The sequence below is a fragment of the Bacillus sp. WC2503 genome (assembly GCF_052682895.1).
In genome coordinates, this window is the sequence record NZ_JBQYMD010000001.1 from 171,182 (window position 1) to 196,068 (window position 24,887).

Here is a 24,887-nt window from a genome sequence, read left to right on the forward strand (position 1 = left end):
TTATACTAAAAGTAGTATAGAAAGAGGGAGCGAATAATTTGGAACAGAAAAAGCTAAAAAGAATTCTTGAATATGTATGGATCGCGGTTGTGCTCCTTGTAGGATATTATTTATTAAAAGATAAAAGTATATGGATTCTATTTTTAATGACTTTCTTATTAGCGGGTTTAGGCACGTTATTTATTAATTTCTTCTTTGATAGTGTAAATGCATGGAAGAAAAAGAAGGAGACGAAGTAAAGAGGGAAGCTATGCAAAAGTGGAAGCTTATATATTAGGTGATTATTTTCTTATTGCTTGTAAGTATTGGAGTTTTTAAATACGCTACACCAATAGGGAATTGGGCATCGCTTACAGCTTACATCGGCATATTCATCATTTTACAATCGTTAACGAGAAAACATAATAAAACAGGAAAATAGCTCGCCGTTTCATCGGCGAGCTATTTTATTATGCTTCTTTCGTCTCATCATTTGTTTTTTCAGTAGCTAAATGACTATGCTTTCTAGAGTAGAAGAAATAGAAGCATAAGCCGACTATAAGCCAAACTGCAAAGCTAATCCATGTCGTTTTAGACAAATTGATCATTAAATATAAACAGCAAAGGATTGCGACAACTGGTAGTACAGGTACGAAAGGAGTACGGAATCCGCGTTTTAAGTCAGGATGTGTTTTTCGTAAAATAAGTACAGCACAGCAAACGAATGTGAAGGCTGTTAACGTACCGATGTTTACTAAATTCGCGAGTAAATGTAGGTCTAAAAGTCCTGCTAATAAAGCGGCAACAACGCCAGTAATCCACGTATTTAATAAAGGGATTTTCACTTTTTTATTTACACGTGCTAACGCTTTTGGAAGTAAACCGTCGCGGCTCATCGCATATGAAACACGAACTTGTCCATACATAACGACTAAGAGAACGGTTGTCATTCCAGTCATCGCACCAACAGCGAGTAACCCTGCAATTGTATCTTCACCAACGAAATGCAATGCAAATGCAACTGGATCAGAAACATCTAATTGTGTATAAGGAACCATGCCTGTTAAAACGAAAGATACAATCATGTATAAAACAGTACAAATAAGAAGGGAACCGATAATGCCGATTGGTAAATCACGCTGTGGTTTTTTCGTTTCTTCTGCAGCGGTTGCGATTGCATCAAACCCTAAAAAGGCGAAGAATACAGTGGCAGCTCCAGTAATAATACCGTCGTATCCGAATGGAATGAACGGTGTCCAATTTTCAGGCTTTACATATTTTGCGCCTGCAACGATAAAGGCAATGATAACAGCTAGTTTAATAAGAACCATAATATTATTAATGCGTGCACTTTCACGTATACCGAAACTTAAAAGGCCAGTAATAAGAAGTAAAATACAGACAGCTGGTAAATCGATGATACCACCTTTTCCAACACCGGGGGCCGAGGCGATTATGGCGGGAAGGTGTATGTTAAATCCTTGTAGTAAAGATTGTAAATAACCAGACCACCCAACAGCTACAGCTGCAACGGCAAGTAAATATTCGAGCATTAAACACCATCCGACGATGAAGGCGACGACTTCTCCGACTGTCATATATGCGTAAGTATACACACTTCCTGAGACAGGTATAGAAGAAGCAAATTCAGCATAACAAAAGGCTACACAAGCACAAGTAAATGCAGCGATAAGAAATGATAGCATAATACCAGGACCAGAATGTTTTGCTGCAACAATCCCCGTTAATACAAAGATTCCTGTCCCAATTACGGCGCCGATTCCTAAAAACGTTAAATCGAGTGCAGTTAATGTTCTATCTAGTTGCTTTGGTGATTCAGTACTGAGCGCTTTTTTTCGTAATAATGACTTCATTTTGGACTCTCCCCCCGTTTTTCATTTCCATAACTGCGAATATAGTATGAGCCCATTAGAAAAGAGTACGTAAGTAAATGGAGGTACAGTTATGGTATGTAGTTTTTTAAAGTTTCTGGATTAACTTTATTATAATTCAGAATATTTTGTCAAATAAAACTTTAACAAATAAAATCCGGATGAATAGGGGAAACTATGTGCGGAAATGGATACGGGTTAACAAATAGATTTATTTTATATAGTAGGAGAAGATGCTATGTTATTTTATTTTGAACTTGTCGTCATTTTACTTTGTACGAAATTAGCTGGTGATATTAGCGTTAGACTCGGTCAGCCTTCTGTACTTGGTAAATTACTTGTTGGTATTATTATCGGTCCTGCGGTGCTAGGTATTATTAATAGTTCAGAACTTATTGATGAGCTTAGTGAAATTGGTGTTTTGCTACTTATGTTTATGGCGGGACTTGAAACAGATTTAGAAGAGTTAAATCGGAATTTGAAATCGTCGTTTGCAGTAGCGGCTGGTGGAATTATTTTTCCTTTCATCGGTGGATATGTGATAGGGCTGTTGTTTGGATTAATGCAATCTCATGCCATTTTTTTAGGATTATTACTTTGTGCAACATCGGTTAGTATTACAGTGCAAACGCTAAGAGATTTAGGGAAGATGAATACGAGAGAAAGTACAACGATTTTAGGTGCTGCCGTATTTGATGATGTAATTGTCGTTATTTTATTAGCGTTTGTTATGAGCTTTTTAGGAACGCAAGATGTGAATATAACACTTGTCATTGTAAAGAAAATTGTTTTCTTTGTAAGTATTGTTTTTATCGCATGGAAAGTCGTTCCTTGGATTATGAAAATGCTTGTGCCGCTTCGTGTAACAGAAGCTTTAATTAGCGCGGCTCTTATTATTTGTTTCTCTTTTTCGTATTACAGTGAAATGATGGGAATTGCAGGTATTATTGGAGCATTTGCAGCAGGAATTGCCATTTCTCAAACGGAGTATAAGCATGAAGTGGAACATAAAATTGAACCGATTGCTTATGCGATATTTGTACCAGTGTTCTTCGTAAGTATCGGAATGGAAATTACATTTCAAGGAATCGGGAGTCAGCTTTGGTTCATTATCATTATGACGCTCGTTGCGATTTTCACAAAGTTAATCGGATCAGGTTTAGGAGCAAGACTGACAGGATTCAACCTCCAATCTTCTATTAGTATTGGTGCAGGGATGGTGTCACGCGGAGAAGTAGCGCTGATTATCGCAGCAAACGGACTTACGGCGAATTTATTAGCGAAAGAAAATTTCACAGCGATTGTGATTGTTGTTATATTGACGACGATTATTACACCGCCACTTTTAAAGAAGTATTTTGTATAGAGGGAAAGAGCTTATCTAACGTAGGTAAGCTTTTTTTATTTCAAAAAGCAATGGGCATGTAGCATGAGTGGTTTGTAATTATGGTAAAATCTATGTATATGATGTGGACGAGGAGAGGGATGTGTGAAGATTACGAAGGGGAAGGTTATAGGCGTAATCATACTTATTGCACTATGTATACCATTTACCGCATGGAAAGAATCAAAAGTAAAATATTTTCCAGTTTCTATTTTTTCTTCCTATGTAGAAGATGAAAACCGAAAGACTATAAGTACACTGCTTTTGTACCTGACTTTGCAGTTTGGATACATGGATGGGAAAAACAGAGATCTGAAGGTGAAATAACGTCATATTAAAAAGGGGATTGAACTGTAATTGTTCATCATCTACCTGGTAATGATGGTTTTTATCTATATGATACAAATGATATTAGAGAATATACGCAACCGTAAGAAGTGGAGGTTAAATAGTGAAAGCTTCAACATTACTATTTAAAATTGAAAATAATATGGATCAATTTTCACCAGCTGAAAAGAAGGTTGCCATGTACATAATGGAGAACGCAGAGATTGTTCCAAATTTAACGACAAAAGAAGTGTCTACAAATGCGGGATCGAGTGAGGCGAGTGTTGTACGTTTTTGTAAAACAATCGGTATTGGAAGCTTTAAAGCATTTAAGATAGCGCTTGTTCGTGAATTAACGATTGCTGATTATAATATTAACGATTTTTCAGTAATGAATAAGGAAGATGGACCGTACGATTTGTTTAATAAAGTTACGTATGTGAATAAAGCCGCAATTGAGGCAAGTGTTACGGCGATAGATAAGAAGGAACTTGAGAAAGCTGCAGATCGTATTGTAAATGCGGATAAGATCTTATTTTACGGCGTAGGTGGGTCAGCGACACCGGCGATGGATGGGGCGTATAAATTTACACGGCTCGGATTTACAGCGATGATGCTATCTGATTTTCATATGATGTTGCCGCTTGTGACGAATTTAAAAGAAGGCGATATATTTGTGGCGATTTCAACATCTGGGCGAACGAAAGATGTGCTTGAAATGGCGCAATATGCAAAGAGACAAGGTGCAACTGTTATCGGAATTACGAAACTTGACCAATCATCACCTTTATATAAAGAAGCGGACATTCGCCTTTGTATGCCGGATGTAGAGCAAGATCATCGTATTGCGAGTATTGCTTCGAGAATGACGCAACTGAATATGATTGATGCTTTATATGTGATTACTTTTAATCGAATTGGCAATAAAGTGCTGGATCAATTTATGGAGACGCGAGAAGAAGCTTTGCGGTTACGGAAGTTAAAGTAGAAGAAAAGATGAGGGGACTCATCTTTTTTTATCCCGCTATTTGCCGGGCAGTAAGACCCCTCCCTCAAAATTCAGCGGAAGCAAAGAAAGTTAGGTGGGGGTCGGGCTGATTAAAGTTTCACTTTATTATCTTTGACAAAAATATGTCATTTTATGAAATTTTATTTCATAAAATAAGAAAGAGTTATTGATTTTTAATTTCTTAAAGTTATAATAAAAGTGTGAAATATAATTTCAAAGAGGGTGGCAATATGTTAGAAAATTTATCGACAGAACACCGTAATGAGAAAACGACGAATCTAGATGAGATGAGTATAAAAGAAGTGTTACAAAGTATGAATGAAGAAGATCGAACTGTTGCGTTAGCAGTTGAAAAAGAAATAGAACACATTGAAAAGGCTGTACAGACTGTTATTAAATCTTTTGAAGAAGAGGGCCGATTAATTTATATTGGGGCTGGTACGAGTGGACGTTTAGGTATTTTAGATGCGGTTGAATGCCCACCAACATTTGGAACAGATGATAAAATGGTGCAAGGATTTATAGCAGGTGGATTGAAAGCGTTTACTAAGGCGGTGGAAGGTGCCGAAGATCGCGAAGAATTAGCAGAAGAAGATTTGAAAAGTATTGGCTTAAACGAGAAAGATACAGTGATTGGTATTGCCGCAAGTGGTAGAACCCCTTACGTAATTGGCGGATTGAAATACGCACATAGTGTGGGAGCAAGTACGGCGAGTATTTCTTGTAATAAAAATGCTGAAATAAGTAAGTATGCAAAACTCAATGTAGAAGTGGAGACAGGTGCAGAAATATTAACAGGCTCAACACGTTTGAAGGCTGGTACAGCGCAAAAATTAGTGCTCAATATGATTTCAACAGCGTCAATGATTGGTGTAGGAAAAGTATATAAAAACTTAATGGTAGATGTTCAATCTACGAATGAAAAGTTAGTAGAACGATCAAAACGAATTATTGTGGAAGCAACAGGAGTTAGTTATGAAGTAGCAGCAGAGTATTACGAAAAAGCAAATCGTAATGTGAAAGTTGCTATCGTTATGGTATTACTACAGTGTGAGTATGGGGAAGCACTAGAAAAACTAAAAGAAGCGAAAGGCTTTGTGAAGAAAGCATTATAAAGTGAAACGATAAGAATAGGGAGGGGGATTCTATTATGAAGAAAGAAGAGAGAATGGCCAAAGAAATTTCAGAGCAACTTGGGGGAATAAAAAATATTCGTGGCATTGCTCATTGTATGACGAGACTGAGGTTAACGCTTCATGATGAAAGTAAAGTGAATATGGATCTTTTGAAAAAGGTTGAAGGCGTTATGGGCGTCATTGAAGATGAAACACTTCAAGTTGTTGTTGGTCCAGGAACTGTAAATAAAGTAGCAGCTGAAATGGAAGTTTTAACAGGATTACGAATTGGTGAGGTTGCAGATCATCATCTTGAAGATATTGGTCAAGAGATTAAATCAGAGATGAAGAAGAAAAATAATACACCAGTGAAGAACTTTTTACGAAAAATAGGTAACATTTTTATTCCGTTAATACCTGGTCTTGTTGCATCAGGAATTATAAACGGAGTTGCTAACTTTGCGAAAAACGCTGGTGCTGATCCGAATGCTACATGGCTACAAATGTTACTACTCATTGGCGGCGGTATCTTTACATTTTTAGGGATTTTAGTCGGTTGGAATACAGCGAAAGAATTTGGCGGGACACCAGTTCTTGGGGCGATTGCGGGTATTTTAATTTTCAATCCGGCGATGGCAAATGTGAAATTATTTGGTGAGGCAATGGTACCTGGGCGGGGCGGATTGTTTGCAGTTATTTTTGCAGCGTGGCTTATGGTAGTAGTTGAGAGAAGAGTACGAAAAGCAGTGCCGAATGCAGTAGATATTATTGTAACACCGCTTATTACTGTATTAGCTGTAAGTATAGTAACGATGTTAGCGATTCAGCCAGCAGCGGGATTTTTATCTGATGGTATTACGAGCGGTATTAACGCAATTTTAAATGTTGGTGGGGCATTTGCTGGAGCAGTGCTAGCCGGAACGTTTTTACCACTCGTTATGGTCGGATTACACCACGGTTTAACACCGATTCATATGGAATTTATTAATCAAACGCACGTAACACCTTTATTACCAGTACTCGCAATGGCTGGTGCCGGTCAAGTGGGCGCAGCGATTGCAATTTATGTAAAAACAAAAAATAAACGACTTCGTAACGTAATTAAAGGTGGATTGCCAGTTGGGTTTTTAGGGATTGGTGAGCCGTTATTATACGGGGTTACATTACCACTTGGAAAACCTTTTATCACTGCTTGTTTAGGAGCGGCTGTCGGTGGTGCATTCCAAGCAGTTATGAAAACGGCTTCACTCGGAATTGGCGTATCAGGATTATCTTTAATCCCGTTAATTGCTGATAATAAATATTTACTATATTTCTTAGGTTTAGTCATTGCATATACTTTCGGATTTATCTTCACGTACTTCTTCGGATTTAAAGAAGAAATGGCAGAAAACATATAGAGAAAGGGATTCCTTTCTCTTTTTCTATTCATAGAAAGGGAGATTCATATGATAGGAGTTTCAATTTATCTTTCAAAAGGGCAAGCAGACAAACAAAAAGAGTGGCTAAAAATAGCGAAGGAAAACGGATTTTCATCTATTTTTACATCACTTCATATTCCGGAAGACGATCCAGATACGTATAAAGAGTTAATTCAAACATTAGGGAAACAGGCTCTCGAAAATGAAATGGAATTAATGGTGGATATATCTCCAAAGTCGTTAAATCATTTAGGAATAACGTATGAAAATGTGGAAGTGTTATTGGGCTTTGGTATTACTGGTTTACGAATGGATTATGGCATTGCGCCGAAGGAAATTGCGCGTGTATCTCATAAGATGAAAGTAGCTTTAAATGCGAGTACGATTACAGAATCTTTCTGGGAAGAGTTACTTGCGGAAAATATACGGGTAGAGAATGTAGAAGCGTGGCATAATTTTTATCCGCGCCCAGAAACAGGACTAGCAAGGTCCTTTTTACAAAAGCAAAATCAATATTTACATGCGTGTGGAATAACAACGATGGCATTTATTCCGGGAGATGAGGATAAACGTGGCCCGTTATATGAAGGGTTACCAACGTTAGAAAAGCACCGCAATATGCGCCCGCTTGAAGCGTTTTTAGAACTTGTTCAAGATTGTGATGTCGATAAAGTGTTGATTGGAGATATAAGTGCTAGTTTAGAAAGTGTACAAGAAATTGCGAGCGTGAGTAGAGGGATTATTCCGCTGCGATATGAGTCATTTATAAATGAAAATGAAGTATTAAAAGTAGTAGAGCAAGTGCATACAAATAGATTAGACCCAGCACGTGATGTCATTCGCTCAGTAGAATCAAGGGAAGGAAATAAAGTGATTTTACAGCCGATGCATGCAATCGCAAGAAAGAAAGGCAGTATCACAATTGATAATGAATTGTACGGTAGATATGCCGGGGAGATGCAAGTTGTTATAAATGATTTGCCTACAGATGAGAAGGTGAATGTTGTCGGAATGGTTGTGGAAGAGGACGTGCTGTTATTGCCTTATATTGGTGCTGGAAAAAAGTTTCAACTTTTTCTGTGCGATTGAGTAAAAGCTTGAATTAGCGCTATTTTATAAAAGACATTATTCGTAAAACGGATAATGTTTTTTGTTTTCTTTAAAAAAAGCATTTGACGAATGAAACGAAATACCGTATTGTTTTGTCTTGTGAATAAATGTTCACCATAACAAAACAAAAAAGGGGAGTTCAAAATGAATCAATATATTGGGAATTTAATTATTCGTATCGTGTTAGGAGTTACGTTCTTTGCACACGGTTTAGCAAAGTTTCAATCAGGTATAGATAACGTAGCAGGATGGTTTACAAGTATCGGTTTACCAGGTGGCCTTGCGTATGGCATAGCGACAGTTGAATTAGTTGGTGGTATATTATTAATTATCGGTTTAGGTGTTCGATATGTAGGATTGTTATTCGCTCTTATTTTAGCTGGAGCTATCGTAAAGGTAAATGGAGCAGCAGGATTATTAGGAGATGGCAAGAATCCAGGATATGAATTAGATCTTGCATTATTATCAATGGGTGCGTATTTATTCGTTGTAAAAGCAGAAGGATATGTAGATCGTTTCTTAAAAGAGAAAGTAATGAAAACGAAGTAAATTTTATTTATAAATTGTTGACTTAAAGAGTTATTGTAACTATAATGGTTACAATAACTAAGTTAAGAATGAAATGAATTAGCATATTTTTTTACACAAGTTGTAACTACATTAGTTACAACTTGTGTAAAGAATAAATAAACGAGGGAGGAATTACTATGCTTAAATCAAATTTAGAAATTATTCAAAGTACGTATGAAGGATCAGCTTCTTCGAATGCAAAACATTTAGCAGAAGCCCTCTCTGAAAAAATAGAATGGACAGAGGCAAAAGGTTTCCCGTACGGCGGACGTATATAGGTACAGAGGATATAATGGAAAATGTATTTAGTCGTTTAGGATCAGAATGGGATGATTATAAAGCGAGTGTAAATATGTATCATGAAGTAAACGGAAAAGATGTAATTATTGCTGAAGGTGTTTATTCAGGAGTTTATAAAGAAACGGGAAAATTGTTTGAAGCAGAATTTGTTCATATATGGCAGCTTGAAAATGGGAAAATTATAAAATTTAAGCAATATGTGGATAGTTTTATTGTGCGAGAAGCGATGAAGGTTTAAAATATAATAAGGAAACAAATGGAATCGGCTGTGCGCAGGCGATTCCATTTGTTTATGTGATTATTAGGGGAATGGGGAATACATAATATGAAAAAATGGATTATAGGGACAATTACAATGATTGTAATTGCAATAGGAGCTGTATTCGGTGTTACGAAACTTCTTAATTATATAGAAGAAGAGGAGAAGAGTCTGAAAGCACAAAATGTAACGGGGCAACAAGGGAAGAAAGCAAAGGAAGAGAAGCAACAAGCTAGTGAAGATGAAATTATTTCTACCATGCATAGGATGGTACATCAAAAAGTGAAATCCTCTGAAAAATGGGGATTTATTGAAATGACAAATAAGGAAATTCGTAGTGCGAAGGAAGCGGTAGAAAGCAGTACAAATTTTAAAAATAAATCAAAGTTACTTGCTACTTTGGAGCGCTGGGAGAAAGGGGATTTTTCACAAACGGTTGAGGAGCATAACTTTTTGTGGGAAATTCAAGGTGGTGATACTGGAAAGGCAACAGAACGTTTATCGCCAGAAGAAGAAAAGAAGTATGTGAAAGAAATGAAAGGTAAATAAAAACATCGCCACTTTGGTGGCGATGTTTTTTTGATTAAGAATGTTTGCGCAGTAAAGCTCTAGTTGGCTGAACAGCAACTGTTTTGAAATGAGAAAATAAATAACATCCTGTCACGACGACAATTGTACCTAAAATTTGTATCCATGTTAATTCTTCACCTAGGAAAAGGAATGCTAAAATAGCTGTGAAAATCGGATTGAAGTTTAGAAAAATTCCCGATGTTGTAGCTCCTAATTTTTGTACACCAATGTTCCAAAATACCATACAAAGTACTGTTGAAATGATTCCTGTATATAAAAGCGATGTAATGAATGATGTATTTATATTTGAAACAGTGAAGTTACCGATGTTAAATGGCAGTAATAAAATAATGCCGAAAATACCAGAATATAACGTCGCCATTAGTGGTGTAGTTGTTTTTGTTGCCCATTTACTGCACACAGAATATATCCCCCAAATACAAACTGCCGCAATCATCCATAAATCTCCGCTATTAAAATGTAGTGAAAATAAAAGTGAGAAATCACCTTTTAATAGAGCGAGGATAACCCCGAAGAATGAAAGGGTCATGGATAATATTTGAAGTGTATTTACTTTTTCTTTTAGAAATAATACCGAAAATAGTGCAATTGAAATTGCATTCAATGTAGAGATGAGACCCACATTCGTTGCGGATGTTTTTTCTAATGCTAAAAATTGAAAGATGTTAAAGAGAGCGACTCCTGAAATCCCCATCAGTATTAAAGGTAGTATCGCAGCGCGCGGTGGCAGGATTTTCTTTTCTTTAAGCCATACCATAGGTAATAAACAAACGATCGCAATGATCCATCTTAAACTCGTCAGTGTCATCGGCGAGGCATGATCGACGAGAGATTTCCCAACGACAAAATTCCCTCCCCATAATAAGCTCGTTAATAATAGTAAAAAGACATAAAAATAAGGCATATTAAAATCCCCTTTGTTATAATCAATACGAATTGTAAATAATTTTAGCATTTTTCTTTATTGTGTAATATATTCTTTTGTATAATGGTTAAAAATCAATAAAACATTTCGTTTCGTTTGTATCTTAAAGAATAATATTCAGTTTCGTTTGAATTAAGGGATGTTTTTTCGAATAATCATCGGTAAGAAAAAAGGGGGAATTATAATGGAGTCATCTGTTATTAAAGTGTTAGATGATTTGGATGTACAAATTTTAGATATATTGCAGAAAGAATCACAAGTAAGTAATGCAGAGCTTGCACGCCGTGTTAATTTATCTCCAGCTGCGATGCATGCAAGAATAAAAAGGTTAGATGGAGAAGGTTTTATTGATAAGCAAGTAGCAATTTTAAATCAAGAAAAGCTCGGTTTTGATTTACTATGCTTCATTTTTATGAGTACGAATATTCATCAGTATGAAAAGCTTGAAGTGCTAGAACGAGAATTAGAATCGATGCCTGAAGTGTTAGAATGTCATTGTTTAACAGGGGAATATGATTATTTATTAAAAGTTGCAAATCGTGATCGTAAAGAACTGGAGCAGTTTATTAGAAAGTTGAACAAGCTTGGTATTACACGGATACAGACAAGTTTAGCACTGCGTGAAATTAAATATTCGACGGTATTGCCGATACGAAATGAGGAACCGAGCATCGATTAGATTGCTTGGTTTTTTGTTTGTATAAAGTGATTGACGAGGAGAAAAGAGAGATGTATTATTATATAAAATTATGTATTAAAATTCATTTAAAGTTATAAATATTAATATTGGGGGCAAGGGGATATAATATGAAAATCTGTAATGCGGTTACGAGTGATGTGAAAGAAATTTATAGTCTCATTGAAGTTTATGCAAAAGAGGGGGTTGTTTTACCGCGTTCTCTTTTGTCTCTCTATCAATATTTGCAATGTTTATATGTTATGAAAGAAGGAGAGGAAGTCGTTGGAGTTGCTGGCTTACATGTATTAGGAGAGGATCTTGCAGAAGTGCGATCTTTAGTAGTTTCGCATACATATGCAGGGAAAGGGATAGGGCGTATGTTAGTGAATCATGTTATGGATGAGGCGGCAAAGATAAAAGTGAACAGGGTAATTTCTTTAACATATGAAACGGAATTTTTTCAAAAGTGTGGGTTTGATTTTGTGAATAAGGAAGTGTTGCCAGAGAAAGTGTGGATTGATTGCAGACATTGTCCAAAAGTTGATTATTGTGATGAAGTGGCGATGATTAGGTATGTTGGGTGAAATGTTTAGAGAGAAAAAAGCCCACTATTATTTAAGAAATAGTGGGTATCTATATTTTAGGCAGAAATGAGATGTTGTTAAGAATTTGAATTTGTTTTTCTTACTGCAAAATTAAAAATGGGATTTTTAAGCTCATAGTTATAAGTAGAACCATCGACAAGCCCTATAACTTTATCGCTATCATAAAGGTCGAGCATAAATTGTGCCATTTGTTTTGCAGTGTGGAATTTTGGTACAACATTATCGTATTGGAATTCATCAATATCAAATGATCGTTTCGCGAACTCTGTTTCAGTTGCACCAGGAGCTAAAACTTTTGCTTGTAATTTTGCACCTTGTTCTTTCAGTTCGTGAGATAATCCTTCTGTAAATGCACTTACATAGAATTTCGTAGCGCAATACGTAACAGCATTAGCGACAATCGTATATCCACCGCCTGATGAAACGTTAATAAGCTGTGTTCCATCAATCATTGAATAATCTCGAACGAAAAGGGAAGAGAGTATTGTTAGTGCTTCTATATTTACATGCAACATCGTTTCTATTTTATTTAAATTTTGTTCAGCGATTGAGGCAAAATTACCAAAACCTGCGTTGTTAATCCACGTTTCAATCTGGAAACTTTGGAGACTTTCATAAAGTTTATAAACATTTTCCGTGACGGATAAATCAGTTCTTCGAATGACAACATCTAACTCCGGATACATTTCGTTAATTTTCAATTTTAATCCATCTAATTCTTCTTTTCTTCGAGCTACAAGTATTATATTTTTTCCACGAGATGCAAAGGCTAAAGCCGATTCATAGCCGATTCCAGAACTAGCACCAGTAATAACAGTATATTTCATATAAAATCCCCCTAAGTTCAAATTCATTTATGGTTAGATTGTATTTGTTAGAGTATACTCTAAGTCAAATGTTTTTTATAAATTTGATAAGAACGCAAAATATATGAGGGCAAATGGCATGCGGAGGGAGTATGAGTATGTACACAATTAGCGAGGTAGCTACATTATTAGGAGTGAGCACACATACATTACGTTATTATGAAAAAGAGAACATACTAATTGCAAATCGCGATACAAATGGAAATCGACTGTATGAAGAATCACATATAAAGTGGTTGCAGTTTGTAATGAAGTTAAAACAAACGCAAATGCCAATAGCGAAAATAAGAGAATACGCTAGATTATATTTAGAAGGGGAGCATACAACTGAAGCTCGTTTACAGCTCCTAGAAGATCACAGGAAATCTATTCAGATTCAAAGAGAAAACTTAGAAGTTACAGAGAAGATGCTTGAAAATAAAATCATTGCATACAAAGACTCGTTGAAAAATACATAGATTAAAAAATACGCTGTTTCCTGTTACGTGATGAAAAATGGATTTGATCTATGAGTATTTCATCATAGTGTGCGGACAAATAAAAAGAGCAGCTAGCAAAAGCTAACTGCTCCATTCAAGGGATCTCTCCAAGGGGGAGTGGAGAAAGTATCGTATTATCAATATTATTGACGGAATATTGATTTTATTAAACTAGATTAAAAATTTGAAAGACTATTGTGTTAACTAAAATTATAACAGTATTAAAAAGTTCATGTATACGCTCAAAGTTTTGACTACTATGAAATCCATACTTTTTATCTTTTTGATATTTGGAACGAATGAATTACTTGAAAAAATGGATGATTAATTATAACGATTATGTAATTATAATTACATTAAAAACTCATATGTTTCTAATTTATAAAAAATATTACAATTACATTACAAAGACTGTTGACTATATTTAACTAACGTAATACAATTCTGTTTGTGGAAATAAAAACTAAAAATATTCATTAATTGGGGGATTTGGAAAATGAAGAAAGTTATTTTGCCGATTTTAATGTCTTCAATGTTTATCATACCAGCAGTGTCTCATGCAGAAGAAAATGTAGTTTCTCAAAAGAAAGCGGATACAATTGAGCAAGTTCAAGAAAAACGTGGTTGGTTTCAAGGGACGGGATACTGGTTGTACTATAATGAAGATGGTTCTTTGGCTATAGGCTGGAAAAATATTAATGGAAAATGGTATCACTTTGATGAAACAGGCATGATGGCTACATATATGAAAAATATTCAAGGAAAAACATATTATTTTAATGAAGATGGTTCAATGCAAATAGGATGGAAGAAAGTTCGAGTTTGGCATTATTTTAACGAAGATGGCTCTATGGCTAAAGATTGGAAAAAAATCAATGGAAAATGGTATCACTTTGACAAAGATGGTTACATGTCTGATGGCCGTAGGACTATAGGAGGAAAAACATACACTTTTAATGCAGATGGAACTATGGTTACAGGTTGGCAAGAGATTAAAAGTGGGCCTTATACAGGGAAATGGTTTTACTATAATGCAGATGGCGCTATGGCAACAGGTTGGGCACAAGTGAAAGGGAAATGGTATTATTTTGATGCATCTGGTGTCATGCAAACAGGCTGGTTAAAAAATAATAACGTATGGTATTACTTAAATACAGATGGATCAATGAAAAGCACAGAAAATAACTGGAACGAAGGCTGGTTAGAAGAAAACGGAAAGCGTTATGTTTTTGATGACACTGGTGCTATGCGAAAAGGGAAACTAGCTGAAGGCGGTACGGTTTGGTACTTTAATGAAGATGGTTCAATGCTAACAGGATGGAAACAGCTAGAAGAAGGATGGTATTACTTTAATGATCAATCTGGTGCAAGTGAACAAGGTTGGTTTAGCAATAAAGGGAAATGGTATTACTTTGAAGATGGCCCAATGAAAACAGGTTGGTTACAAGAAAATAAAAATTGGTATTATTTACAGTCTAGCGGTGACATGGCAGTTGGAAAACATTTAATTAATGGAAAATGGTATACGTTCAAACATAACGGTATTATGATGTAACAAAAGGTTTTTAAATAGAAATGTATTTTAAGAGATTTCCATAATGAAAAGGACACCTGTGAGGGTGTCTTTTTTACGCTAGCCCCCTATTAATAAAGAAAGAATAACATTTTTAACAATAATGAGTACCGATTTTTATTAAGTTGATTGATGGAGGAAGAGACATTGTTGCCATCAAGTTAAGCAATTTACGGTTTCTAAAAATGTAAAGTATTACAAGTAGTTAAATTGTTTATGGAATGTTGGTATTGACATTTTATAAATTATTCGTGTAAAATAATTTATGAATGACATTCAGTCATTTGTTATGAAAGGGTGTAGATAAGTAATTTTTAATAACTGAACAAATATAAGGATAAATGAGGCTGATATTGTTTTTTTAAAATAGTAGTTTGCGTGAGATTATATTTTTTAAATTATAAATGACTGACGGTCAGTCATATAATAATAGAAGGTGAGAGATATGAAAAATAAAGCTTGGTTATATGTGATATTAACATGTATCTTTGAAATATTTTGGGTGTTCGGTTTTAATACAGCCCATACTTGGTGGCATTGGGTTGTTATTGTAGGAGTTATTGCTGTTGATTTTCATTTTCTTTCTAAAGCGTGCGAACATCTTGCAACAGGGACTGTATATGCTGTGTTTGCCGGAGCTGGTACGGTAGGTACTTTCCTAATGGATGTATTCCTTTTCGGCGGCAGTTTCAGTGTAGGGAAACTATTCTTTATCGTGATGGTCGTAGCGGGTGTTATCGGTTTAAAACTGGCTGATAATAAAGAAGAAACCGCGGAAGAAATTGTGAAAGGAGCTGCTTAAAAATGGGTTGGTTTTTCGTATTTTGTGCCGCAATTAGTGAAATAGTCGGTGTGATAGGACTTAAAATGTATAGTAAAGATAAGACGTTAGCAAATGGAGCGATTTATATAGGTGGATTTGCAACGTCCTTCGCATTCTTATACACTTCTTTCTTGTTCTTACAAGTAAGTGTGGCTTATGCGGTTTGGATTGGTATTGGAACAGCAGGCGCAGTTTTATTAAATATGTTTCTGTTTGGTGAATCAAAAAGTAAGGCACGTTTGATTAGCGTAGCTCTTATCGTATGTGGAGTTACGGGATTAAAGGCCCTTTCATAAGAAAAGGATATTAAAGCTAAATCTCCTAACGATCTGTTGGGAGATTTTTATTATGAAAGTACATGATGATTGACAGTACAGCTAGTTATTTTATAAAATGAGTGACAGTCATTCAATATGAGTGTGAAAGGGTTTAGATGATGAATAAAAAAGAAAAAATTGTCTATGCAGCTATTGAAGTGTTTCAGGAAAAGGGCGTTGAAAAAACGAAGATTTCTGATATCGTGAAATTGGCTGGCATTGCACAAGGAACTTTCTATTTATATTTTCCTTCTAAGCTATCTGTTATGCCTGCAATAGCAGAAGTGATGGTTGAGAAGATGATACTTGCAGTGAAAGAAAAAGTACAGAACGATGCATCTTTTTCAAGTAAAGTTGAGCAAGTAATAGATGCAGTATTTAACTTTATAGCTGAATATCGTGAAATACAAGCATTAATGTATGCGGGTCTTGCATCTACTGAACATATAAAAGAATGGGAAGCTGTATATGAGCCTCTTTATATGTGGCTAAGCGAATTTTTAAGCGAGGCAAAAGAAGCTGGTGAAATTCGTGATTCGGTTCACGCAGAGCGAACAGCCAAGTTATTTATCGCTCTTGTTGAATCAGCAGCGGAACAAGTTTATTTATACGATCATAAAGATGATGAGCAAGTGGAGCTTCAAAAGGCAGAAGTACTAGATTTTTTAATACATGCACTACATATAAAGAAATAAAGGGAAACTTTAATTGGTAGGGGCATTCCCTGCTGATTATTAGCCCGCATTAATGGGGACAAAACAGTTAGGTGAACCTATCTTAAGACGGTAGGTTCATTTCTACGAAAAACTGAATGATAGTCATTCACCCTGTATTTGTGTATGTGTGGAAGGATAAAGTGAAACTTTAATGAGTGGGGGGTATCTCCACTCATTATTAGCCCACAAATAGCAGGATAAAGAAAAAGTTTCTTGGGCATTATTTTTGAGAGGAACTTACGGGAAGAGGTGTTAAAAAGTGAAGAAACCGATAAAAGAACAAAAGATGGTATTGGTCATTCTTTTAAGCAATATATTTATCGCTTTTTTAGGGATTGGGTTAATCATTCCGGTTATGCCGTCCTTTATGAATGATATGAATTTAACAGGTAAAACGATGGGCTATCTCGTTGCAGTGTTTGCAATGGCTCAGCTCATAACTTCACCAATTACAGGTCGTTGGGTCGATCTTTACGGTAGGAAGAAAATGATAATCATTGGATTATTTATTTTTGGTGTTTCAGAGCTTCTTTTTGGATTAGGAAAAGATGTGTGGATGCTTTATGTAGCGAGGGTGTTAGGCGGAGTTAGTGCTGCGTTTATTATGCCGGGTGTTACAGCATATGTTGCGGATATTACATCGATTCAGGAACGACCAAAGGCGATGGGTTATCTTTCAGCAGCTATTAGCACTGGATTTATTATAGGGCCTGGAATCGGCGGGTTTATTGCAGAATACGGAATACGTGTGCCGTTCTTTGTGGCAGCAGTGATTGCTTTTGTAGCATGTGTGATTTCGATCTTTATTTTAAAAGAACCGTTAACGAAAGAAGAGCTTGCAGAAATTTCTTCTAATACGAAAGAATCAAGCTTTATTGGAGATTTAAAGAAATCATTAAACCCAATGTATGCAATTGCATTTATTATTGTATTTGTACTCGCATTTGGATTATCAGCATATGAAACTGTGTTTAGTCTGTTTTCTGATCATAAATTTGGTTTCACGCCGAAAGATATTGCTGCAATTATTACAATTAGTTCAATCTTTGGGGTAGTTGTGCAAGTATTTATGTTTGGAAAATTAGTTGACATGTTTGGTGAAAAAGTGTTAATTCAAATATGTTTAATTGTGGGAGCAGTGTTAGCGTTTGTATCCACTGTAGTCTTTAATTATTGGATTGTACTTCTCGTTACTTGCTTCATTTTCTTAGCATTTGATTTACTTCGTCCAGCTTTAACGACGTTTTTATCAAAAGCAGCTGGAAAAGAGCAAGGATTTGTTGCTGGTATGAACTCAACGTATACGAGTTTAGGAAATATCGCAGGACCTGCTATGGGCGGAATATTATTTGATATGAATATTCATTATCCATATGCATTTTCAGGAGTTGTTTTAATCGTTGGTCTCGGCATTACATTTATGTGGAGAGAGAAACAGCTAGCTGAAAGTTTTGCGAAGTAATGTAGTGAATAATGAAAAGCCTCTTACTATTTGTATGGTAAGGGGCTTTTCGTTTATAAACTTAATCCAAACCGCTTTAATTCAATAAAAATCCCCTCTAATTGCTTTCCTTTATCCGTTAAAGTGTACTCTACGCGGGGCGGAACTTCTGGATATACTTTTCGCGTTATAATCCCTTGTGCTTCCAATTCTTTTAGGCGAAGCGATAATGTTTTTGGGCTAATGCCGTCCATTGATTTTTGTAAATCACTAAAACGTAAAGTTCCTTCAATAAGAAGGTCACGAATGATTAAAAACGTCCATTTTGTACTGATTACGTCAAGCGTTTTAGCGATAGGACAAGGTATGCCAGGTAAACCTTTCGTTAATACAACTGAATCTATATTGTTCATGGAACTAGCCTCCATAAAAATTTTTTGAATGAATTTGCTTTATAGTATCACAAAACTATACTTTTGGTAACTATATGAAAAAAATATCACTACTTCCATAAAGGAAGTTAGTGCATATACAATAGCAATACGAAATACAAAGGGTTTGTATGAGGAGGAGGTGATTTCCATGAGTATGAAAAAGTTGTTTATGTTCCTTAATTTTTTTGTCATTTGTATTGTGTTTGTAGCATGTAGTGGTGAGCAAAAAACTGAAATTCAGTTATTAAAAGAGATGCCAAAGCCAAAAGCAATGACAATTGATCCCTCACTAAGTAAAAAAGAAGCGACAGAAATGGTTCATGCAGCGCAGCGTTTTTATGCATTTTGGGATACAGGTAAGGAGGAACTTATTCCGCAGACTGTTACTAAAGATTTTTTCGATAATACATTGCCGAAAGGGCGACCACAAGGCACTGAAGGACTAAAATTTGCGGCACAAAATTTTCGTAAAGTCGTTCCTAATATACATTGCGAGATTGAAGATTTATTAGTCGTTGGTGATAAAGTAACAGCTCGTCTTTCTTTTACAGGAACGTATAATGATAAGAAAATCAATTTTTTCGCCATTGATATGTTACATGTGAAAGACGGAAAGATCACGGAAGACTGGCATTTAGAAGATAATCTTACGCTGAAGCAGCAACTGGGCTTAATAGCTGAAGAGTAGATCATATAGGGGAGAGAAAAGCGATGAAAAATATTTTTATTATAAATGGACATGAGAAATACGGTACGAAAGAAGGACGATTAAATAGAACGTTAGTAGATTATATGGTAACGGTATTAAGCGAGAATCATCATGTGAAAACAACAACGATTCAAGATGGCTATAGTATTAAAGAAGAGCAAGAGAAGTTTTTATGGGCGGATGTTGTGATTTATCAAACACCAATTTATTGGTTTAGTGTACCTGGACTATTTAAAACATATATGGATGAAGTATATGAATACGGTTTGTTCTTTAAAGGTGCTGATGAATATGGAACAGGTGGTTTATTAAAAGAGAAAGAGTATATGTTTTCTACAACTTGGAACGCACCGGAGAAAGCATTTGGAGATAAGACGAAGTTTTTTGAAGGAGAAAGTTTAGAATCTACGCTTAGTCATTTACACCGTGTGCAGAAGTTTCTCGGTATGAGTCCGTTAAAGAGTTTTGCTTGTTATGATGTGGTGAAGAATCCGGATATTGAGCAATATTTATTGAACTTGAAAAATCACTTGGATGGAGTAATTCAATAATAGTTTGTATTGTGAAGAAGGTACTACTAAGGATGTAGTACCTTCTCTTTTATGAAATACGTTGAAAACCTTTACTTATACAGGACTGCTTTAGTTTTTTTGATTTGATTAAATGTTTCATATCAGAGATGTTATCGTATGAAAGCTGAGTATGATAATAGTTAATGTACTCAAGTAATGCAAAAATATAAATAAATAGGGTGAATGATAGCCCACCTAAAGGTAAGTGGGGATACCAAATTACAAAATCAATAGTAAACGTAATAAATCCCGTGATAATTAATGCTATATTTATCTTTTTAAGTATTTTTAAATATTGAATCATCCTAATGGGCGTAACAGATGTTTTCTCTTTTTTAGTCGTTTCCACTTTACGTACCAGTAAATTACTCCTTGTAATAAGATAAACTCTAAAAGAAGAAATGAGACCCAAAAAGAATATAGGGAATATAAATGTAATGTAGGATAAGCATAATTAAGTAAGTAACTTGTGAAGATAAAAGTAATGACTGAAAATAACTCACCTGTGTATAGATAGGAAAGTCTTTTTTCTAGGTTGCGTTTCATAGTTCCTCTCCTTTTATAATGACTCACATTTTAAGACATGGATGGCTGTATCCATAACTTTGCAAAATTTGCCCAACCGAATGAATCAATCGTTACGTTTTTTAAAGAAGAAGGGTATGTTTTTCTTTTTAAAACGTGATAGTTAAATAAAATGATGTGTTCTGTTTGTAAAAATTCTTCGATTTCATACATGAGCTCGTAGCGCTTCTCCTTATTTCCTTCTAATAAAAATGTATCTAGCAAACAGTTAATTTGTTTTTCATAGTGCGGGTCCATGAACCGGTTTACGAAGCAACTTTTATTTTTAAATACATTTAAGAATGCAAGTTCATGATCGGCAGCAAATACTTCTCCCATAAAAATAATATCAGCATGTTGATCAATAGAACGATTCATATAATCTGAAACGAGAAATGGGTGAAGCTCTACTTGTATACCTAAACTTTCACATCGTGCTTTTAGGAAATGTGCATCATTTGCACTATCTTTAAATGCGAAGAAATAAATGTGTATCGTTTTTCCATTATAGGTGCTCTTTTTTAAATACTCTTTCGCTTTTTCTAAAGAGTAGGATCTTTTAGAAGCTTGACGGCTTCTTTCAGGGAAAAAACTTGATGCAGCAATTGTTCGTCTACCTTCTATGCTACGAATTATCGTTTCAACATCATATAGTTCTCTCCAAGCCTTTCGAAAGTACATGTCATGATGAGGACCAGGTTTTGTAAAGTTGAAGCCAGCATAAATACAACCTATTTCTTCTATTTGTATATTATGCCTTTCATTTTCTTCTTCATTTGGTAGTTCATAATCAGCATCGATTTGTACATGATCAGGAATACCCCAAAATTCAATACGGTCTAATAACGCGCGCTCTTTAAAATAATGAGTGAACGCTTCGAACACGATATTATCTTCAGAGTAATGAGCAAGTTTGAAAGGTCCAGTACCTATATAATGATGATTTTCAATACTAGCATCATGTGGCAAAATTGCTAGTTGTATGGAACTTACATAGTGTAAGAAAAATAGATTTGGTTTTGCTAAATGGAATCGAATTTGCAATGGTGATGGTGTTTCAATTTGAACAATTTCTTCTGTTAACCATTCGAAAGGAGAGTGAATTTCTTTTAGTCTTTCAAATGAAAATCGTACATCTTTAGAAGTTAAAACTGTTTCGTTATGAAAATATACATCCTTTCGTAAATAAAAAGTCCACGTAAGCCCGTCTTCACTTAATTCCCACGTATGCGCAATGTGTGGTTCCATTTTTTCAGTAACATCGTTATAAACGACTAACGTATCAAAAATTTGACTCGTAAGATGGCTCTCTGTAGTTACAGCCACAAAAGCCGGATCTAATGGAAATATCTTTCTCGATATAGGAATCTTTAATATGTCGTACATATCATTTGAAGGTTCGTATCCAAAATGATGATGTAGTTTATTTTCTATCTTTTTTTGAAGTGCAAGGGGTAGGGGTTCTTTTAAAAGAAGAAAGATATCTTTTAATTTTTCTTGCGCTAACAGTTCATCTGTATAGGACTCAATCGCTTCTACGAAATTATGTATAAATAGAATTTCCGTTTTATTCCCGCGGCCTCGCCCTGGAGTCCAGTTAATTAATTGCTCCTCGCTCATTTTCTTTAATAAAATCTTTACGTTTTTCGTACTGCAATATAAAACATCCGCTAATTCTTGTAAGCTATTTCGTATATGTTGTTGATCTTGTGCATGTAGTCTTAGTCTAATGTAATAGTCCATAATTTTCATATATACACTTCCTTCTATTATAAAAGGGGAAACTCTTTAGAATATTCTAACCTTTTTCTTCCTTTTTTTCAAAGTAAAATAAGTAAGCATAAGGAGGGGGAAACAATGGGGTTTTGGAGTATGCATCGAAATATAAAAATTAGAATTATAACTTCGTTTTTAACACGTACTGTATCCACGATGATTTTTCCATTTATGGCGATTTATTTTTCAATAAAATTAGGTAGTGCAATTGCTGGTGCGTTACTACTTATTAATGTAATAGCTTCATTAGTAATTGGTTTATACGGTGGATATGTTGGGGATCGACTTGGTCGTAAAAAAGTAATGATTATCGGTCAAAGTATACAAGTCATTTCAATCGCTTGTATGGGGATTGCAAACTCAGATTATGTAGATTCACCGTGGCTAACATTTATCTTTATGTTAGTGAATAGTTTAGGGTCTGGTCTTATGAATCCTGCGACAGAGGCGATGTTAATTGATGTGAGTACACCGGAAAATCGAAAAGTGATGTACAGCATTAACTACTGGGCGATTAATTTATCCATTGCAATTGGAGCGATATTTGGCGGATTATTGTTTGAAAACTATAGATTACAATTGTTTATTGGATTAACAGTTATTGCAGTTATTACTTTATATGTGATGGCTGTATATATGGAAGAAGTGTATGTAGCACGAAAAACGGTGGAGAAGAAAAATGTATTAAAAGATATGGCGGATAGTTATAAAGTCGTAATGAAAGATAAAGCGTTTTTAATTTTTTGTGCAGCAAGTATATGTACATTATCTCTAGAGTTTCAGGTTAATAATTATTTAGGAGTACGTTTGCAGCAGGAATTTGAAACGGTGCACTTTTTCTTTAGGGATGGTGTGACGTTTGATTTAACAGGTATTCGAATGATGAGCTGGATTTCAGCAGAGAATACAATTTTAGTTGTGTTATGTTCGGCACTCCTTATTAAAATGCTGAAAAGCTTCAACGATTTGAAAATCTTATATGTAGGTTTATTCATTTATACAATTGGATTTACAATACTCGGAACGAGCAATAGTTTATGGATTTTATTAATTGCAGGGCTTTTCCAAACGGTAGGCGAGATGATGTATGTGCCAGTGCGTCAATCTATTATGGCAGATATGGTGCCGGATGAGGCAAGAGGTTCTTATATGGCGATTAACGGGATGGTCTTTCAAATGGCGAAAATGAACGGGGCATTAGGTGTTATGTTAGGTTCATTTATTGCATCTTGGGGCATGAGTGCTCTGTACTTTATTGTTGGTATGAGCAGTATTTTATTATTTATGAAGGCGATAGGGAAAGAGAAATATCAAGATGAAGGGAAGGTTTCTCAGATCGGATAAAGTGAAACGATATAAAAAGCGAACCAGTTATAATGAGGAGCGCTTTTTATACCATTTTTAAAACGGATCAACTTCAGCTAAATTTGGAGTGGTATTCGGCTGTAGTAAAAGATTTTTTAACGTTCCTACTTCAGAAAGTGCTACTAATATGTAGCCACTAATTAGTACAATAAGCCCAATGACGCGTAACGTTTGTAAGCTCACTTCATTATTATTCGTTTCCGTTGGATTTGGGGGCGTTGAAGGTGGAGTATTGTTCATAGTTAGGCTCCCATCTTTTGTATTTATATATGTGTAAAATCATGATTTAACTTATGGATAGGAATTATATAGTCATTTTCACTATATGAGAACTGCCTATGAATAGTGATTGGGAATTTTAGAGTGAGATAAGAGGTGTATTTGTGGGAGTCGGGTTGCCCATAAACACGCGATTAGTGTGAACTAATAATCAGTGGGGGATGAAAAAAATCCCCCACTGATTACATTTTGTTTTTCATACAAATAAAAGAGGTTAACCAAAGTAGCTATCCTAATATACGCAACGATTCTTCAATAAAAGCGGGGATATCTTCCGGTTGTCTACTTGTGACTAGCTGATTTTGGCATACGACTACTTCTTTATCATGAAAGTTTCCGCCAGCATTTTTCAAATCGACCTCAATGGATTTATATCCAGTCACATCGCGTCCTTCAAGTGTTTGTGCAGTGATGAGTAGCTGAGGTCCGTGACAAATAGCGAAAACGGGTTTTTCCGCATCCATAAATGTTTTGCTAAAGTGAACAAAACGTTCATCTGCACGAAGTATATCTGGGGAAAATCCGCCCGGTATGAAGAGGGCGTCAAAGTTCTCTGGAGAAACATCATCAATACTTTTATCAATTACGACTTCACTTTTTCTTTGCTTACCGTGTACCGTTTTACCTTTTTCCATTTCAATAGTTGTTAATTCATATCCCTTTTGCTTAAAAGCTTCTACTGGCTCTGTGTATTCTGTATCCTCGAAATAATCCGTTATTAAAATAGCAATTTTTTTACTCATTGCAGTCAGCTCCTTATATTATAGTATCGGTTCCAGAATCATCCTTGAGCAATGCCTTTTATAA

Annotated in this window: 27 protein-coding genes and 3 pseudogenes; 22 read left to right on the plus strand and 8 right to left on the minus strand. The window is 35.3% G+C overall.

Annotated features, from left to right (window positions below; translation table 11 throughout):
* The first annotated feature begins 38 nt into the window (after nt 1-38).
* Both ACUN26_RS00965 and ACUN26_RS00970 read left to right on the plus strand, forming a co-directional pair.
* Nucleotides 39-239 carry a hypothetical protein gene (locus tag ACUN26_RS00965; protein WP_000435798.1) on the plus strand — a complete coding sequence of 67 codons (201 nt, stop codon included), beginning with the start codon at nt 39-41 and terminating at the stop codon, nt 237-239.
* 38 nt (nt 240-277) lie between these two features.
* Entirely contained in the window at nt 278-421 is a 144-nt protein-coding gene (locus tag ACUN26_RS00970) for a hypothetical protein (protein WP_000583224.1), read from the plus strand.
* A gap of 28 nt (nt 422-449) precedes the next feature.
* Here the strand turns inward: ACUN26_RS00970 and ACUN26_RS00975 are convergent, their stop codons facing one another.
* Nucleotides 450-1,853: an amino acid permease gene (locus tag ACUN26_RS00975; RefSeq protein WP_000838706.1), complete on the minus strand. Its 1,404-nt coding sequence runs from the start codon at nt 1,851-1,853 to the stop codon at nt 450-452.
* 256 nt (nt 1,854-2,109) lie between these two features.
* Here ACUN26_RS00975 and ACUN26_RS00980 point away from each other — a divergent pair, with 256 nt between their 5' ends.
* The 9 genes and pseudogenes from ACUN26_RS00980 to ACUN26_RS01020 all read left to right on the plus strand — a co-directional run bounded on the left by ACUN26_RS00980 (nt 2,110) and on the right by ACUN26_RS01020 (nt 9,915).
* Nucleotides 2,110-3,237 (plus strand): cation:proton antiporter, encoded by a 1,128-nt coding sequence (locus ACUN26_RS00980; protein ID WP_000899808.1) that lies wholly within the window; start codon nt 2,110-2,112, stop codon nt 3,235-3,237.
* A 123-nt stretch (nt 3,238-3,360) separates the two neighbouring features.
* Nucleotides 3,361-3,689: pseudogene (locus ACUN26_RS00985) on the plus strand (outer surface protein).
* A gap of 17 nt (nt 3,690-3,706) precedes the next feature.
* The gene (locus ACUN26_RS00990; protein ID WP_000648150.1) at nt 3,707-4,570 is read left to right on the plus strand and encodes a MurR/RpiR family transcriptional regulator; all 864 of its coding nucleotides are present in this window, start codon (nt 3,707-3,709) and stop codon (nt 4,568-4,570) included.
* A gap of 251 nt (nt 4,571-4,821) precedes the next feature.
* Nucleotides 4,822-5,706, plus strand: coding sequence for an N-acetylmuramic acid 6-phosphate etherase (gene murQ / locus ACUN26_RS00995; RefSeq protein WP_000892372.1), 885 nt, complete (start codon nt 4,822-4,824; stop codon nt 5,704-5,706).
* Between the two features lie 35 nt (nt 5,707-5,741).
* Entirely contained in the window at nt 5,742-7,106 is a 1,365-nt protein-coding gene (locus ACUN26_RS01000; RefSeq protein ID WP_000711285.1) for a PTS transporter subunit EIIC, read from the plus strand.
* A 48-nt stretch (nt 7,107-7,154) separates the two neighbouring features.
* A complete protein-coding gene (locus tag ACUN26_RS01005; protein WP_000580649.1) occupies nt 7,155-8,216 on the plus strand; it encodes a DUF871 domain-containing protein in 1,062 nt (353 codons plus the stop codon).
* Between the two features lie 165 nt (nt 8,217-8,381).
* Nucleotides 8,382-8,786, plus strand: coding sequence for a DoxX family protein (locus ACUN26_RS01010; RefSeq protein ID WP_001077742.1), 405 nt, complete (start codon nt 8,382-8,384; stop codon nt 8,784-8,786).
* 164 nt (nt 8,787-8,950) lie between these two features.
* Nucleotides 8,951-9,345 (plus strand): annotated as a pseudogene (locus ACUN26_RS01015) (nuclear transport factor 2 family protein); the annotation flags it as partial.
* A gap of 87 nt (nt 9,346-9,432) precedes the next feature.
* Nucleotides 9,433-9,915, plus strand: coding sequence for a PRK06770 family protein (locus ACUN26_RS01020; protein WP_000758760.1), 483 nt, complete (start codon nt 9,433-9,435; stop codon nt 9,913-9,915).
* 34 nt (nt 9,916-9,949) lie between these two features.
* Here ACUN26_RS01020 and ACUN26_RS01025 read toward each other — a convergent pair whose 3' ends face one another.
* Nucleotides 9,950-10,861, minus strand: a complete 912-nt coding sequence (locus ACUN26_RS01025; RefSeq protein ID WP_001146261.1) for a DMT family transporter — start codon at nt 10,859-10,861, stop codon at nt 9,950-9,952.
* 205 nt (nt 10,862-11,066) lie between these two features.
* Here ACUN26_RS01025 and ACUN26_RS01030 point away from each other — a divergent pair, with 205 nt between their 5' ends.
* Nucleotides 11,067-11,561, plus strand: coding sequence for an Lrp/AsnC family transcriptional regulator (locus ACUN26_RS01030; RefSeq protein WP_000446110.1), 495 nt, complete (start codon nt 11,067-11,069; stop codon nt 11,559-11,561).
* 128 nt (nt 11,562-11,689) lie between these two features.
* On the plus strand, nt 11,690-12,145 hold the full coding sequence (locus ACUN26_RS01035) for an N-acetyltransferase (protein ID WP_000686677.1): 456 nt from the start codon (nt 11,690-11,692) through the stop codon (nt 12,143-12,145).
* A gap of 77 nt (nt 12,146-12,222) precedes the next feature.
* Here the strand turns inward: ACUN26_RS01035 and ACUN26_RS01040 are convergent, their stop codons facing one another.
* Nucleotides 12,223-12,993: an SDR family NAD(P)-dependent oxidoreductase gene (locus tag ACUN26_RS01040; RefSeq protein WP_000878091.1), complete on the minus strand. Its 771-nt coding sequence runs from the start codon at nt 12,991-12,993 to the stop codon at nt 12,223-12,225.
* Nucleotides 12,994-13,130: 137 nt separating this feature from the next.
* Between ACUN26_RS01040 and ACUN26_RS01045 the strand changes: the two genes are divergently transcribed.
* From ACUN26_RS01045 to ACUN26_RS01070, 6 genes are all read left to right on the plus strand, one after another.
* On the plus strand, nt 13,131-13,490 hold the full coding sequence (locus ACUN26_RS01045; protein ID WP_000288079.1) for a MerR family transcriptional regulator: 360 nt from the start codon (nt 13,131-13,133) through the stop codon (nt 13,488-13,490).
* A gap of 517 nt (nt 13,491-14,007) precedes the next feature.
* Entirely contained in the window at nt 14,008-15,066 is a 1,059-nt protein-coding gene (locus ACUN26_RS01050) for a glucan-binding protein (protein WP_000755814.1), read from the plus strand.
* A gap of 463 nt (nt 15,067-15,529) precedes the next feature.
* A complete protein-coding gene (locus ACUN26_RS01055) occupies nt 15,530-15,886 on the plus strand; it encodes a DMT family transporter (protein WP_000790623.1) in 357 nt (118 codons plus the stop codon).
* A gap of 2 nt (nt 15,887-15,888) precedes the next feature.
* Nucleotides 15,889-16,203 (plus strand): DMT family transporter, encoded by a 315-nt coding sequence (locus ACUN26_RS01060; protein WP_000539672.1) that lies wholly within the window; start codon nt 15,889-15,891, stop codon nt 16,201-16,203.
* A gap of 137 nt (nt 16,204-16,340) precedes the next feature.
* A complete protein-coding gene (locus ACUN26_RS01065; RefSeq protein ID WP_002038002.1) occupies nt 16,341-16,919 on the plus strand; it encodes a TetR family transcriptional regulator in 579 nt (192 codons plus the stop codon).
* A gap of 280 nt (nt 16,920-17,199) precedes the next feature.
* Nucleotides 17,200-18,402, plus strand: a complete 1,203-nt coding sequence (locus ACUN26_RS01070; RefSeq protein WP_000742965.1) for an MFS transporter — start codon at nt 17,200-17,202, stop codon at nt 18,400-18,402.
* 53 nt (nt 18,403-18,455) lie between these two features.
* Here the strand turns inward: ACUN26_RS01070 and ACUN26_RS01075 are convergent, their stop codons facing one another.
* Entirely contained in the window at nt 18,456-18,794 is a 339-nt protein-coding gene (locus tag ACUN26_RS01075) for a winged helix-turn-helix transcriptional regulator (RefSeq protein WP_001059478.1), read from the minus strand.
* A 169-nt stretch (nt 18,795-18,963) separates the two neighbouring features.
* On the opposite strand from ACUN26_RS01075, the gene ACUN26_RS01080 reads away from it, so the two are divergent.
* Both ACUN26_RS01080 and ACUN26_RS01085 read left to right on the plus strand, forming a co-directional pair.
* Nucleotides 18,964-19,503, plus strand: coding sequence for an ester cyclase (locus ACUN26_RS01080; RefSeq protein ID WP_000061960.1), 540 nt, complete (start codon nt 18,964-18,966; stop codon nt 19,501-19,503).
* A gap of 23 nt (nt 19,504-19,526) precedes the next feature.
* The gene (locus ACUN26_RS01085; protein WP_000789201.1) at nt 19,527-20,075 is read left to right on the plus strand and encodes an NAD(P)H-dependent oxidoreductase; all 549 of its coding nucleotides are present in this window, start codon (nt 19,527-19,529) and stop codon (nt 20,073-20,075) included.
* A 49-nt stretch (nt 20,076-20,124) separates the two neighbouring features.
* Here the strand turns inward: ACUN26_RS01085 and ACUN26_RS01090 are convergent.
* Both ACUN26_RS01090 and ACUN26_RS01095 read right to left on the minus strand, forming a co-directional pair.
* A pseudogene (locus ACUN26_RS01090) lies at nt 20,125-20,642 on the minus strand (general stress protein).
* A 30-nt stretch (nt 20,643-20,672) separates the two neighbouring features.
* Nucleotides 20,673-22,433, minus strand: a complete 1,761-nt coding sequence (locus ACUN26_RS01095) for an SgrR family transcriptional regulator (RefSeq protein WP_116485996.1) — start codon at nt 22,431-22,433, stop codon at nt 20,673-20,675.
* 84 nt (nt 22,434-22,517) lie between these two features.
* Here ACUN26_RS01095 and ACUN26_RS01100 point away from each other — a divergent pair, with 84 nt between their 5' ends.
* Complete coding sequence (locus ACUN26_RS01100; protein ID WP_000508187.1) at nt 22,518-23,780, plus strand: MDR family MFS transporter; 1,263 nt, start codon at nt 22,518-22,520, stop codon at nt 23,778-23,780.
* A 57-nt stretch (nt 23,781-23,837) separates the two neighbouring features.
* Here ACUN26_RS01100 and ACUN26_RS01105 read toward each other — a convergent pair whose 3' ends face one another.
* On the minus strand, nt 23,838-24,041 hold the full coding sequence (locus ACUN26_RS01105; protein WP_001066489.1) for a hypothetical protein: 204 nt from the start codon (nt 24,039-24,041) through the stop codon (nt 23,838-23,840).
* Between the two features lie 266 nt (nt 24,042-24,307).
* Nucleotides 24,308-24,823 (minus strand): type 1 glutamine amidotransferase domain-containing protein, encoded by a 516-nt coding sequence (locus ACUN26_RS01110; protein ID WP_000037539.1) that lies wholly within the window; start codon nt 24,821-24,823, stop codon nt 24,308-24,310.
* Nucleotides 24,824-24,887 lie beyond the last annotated feature (64 nt).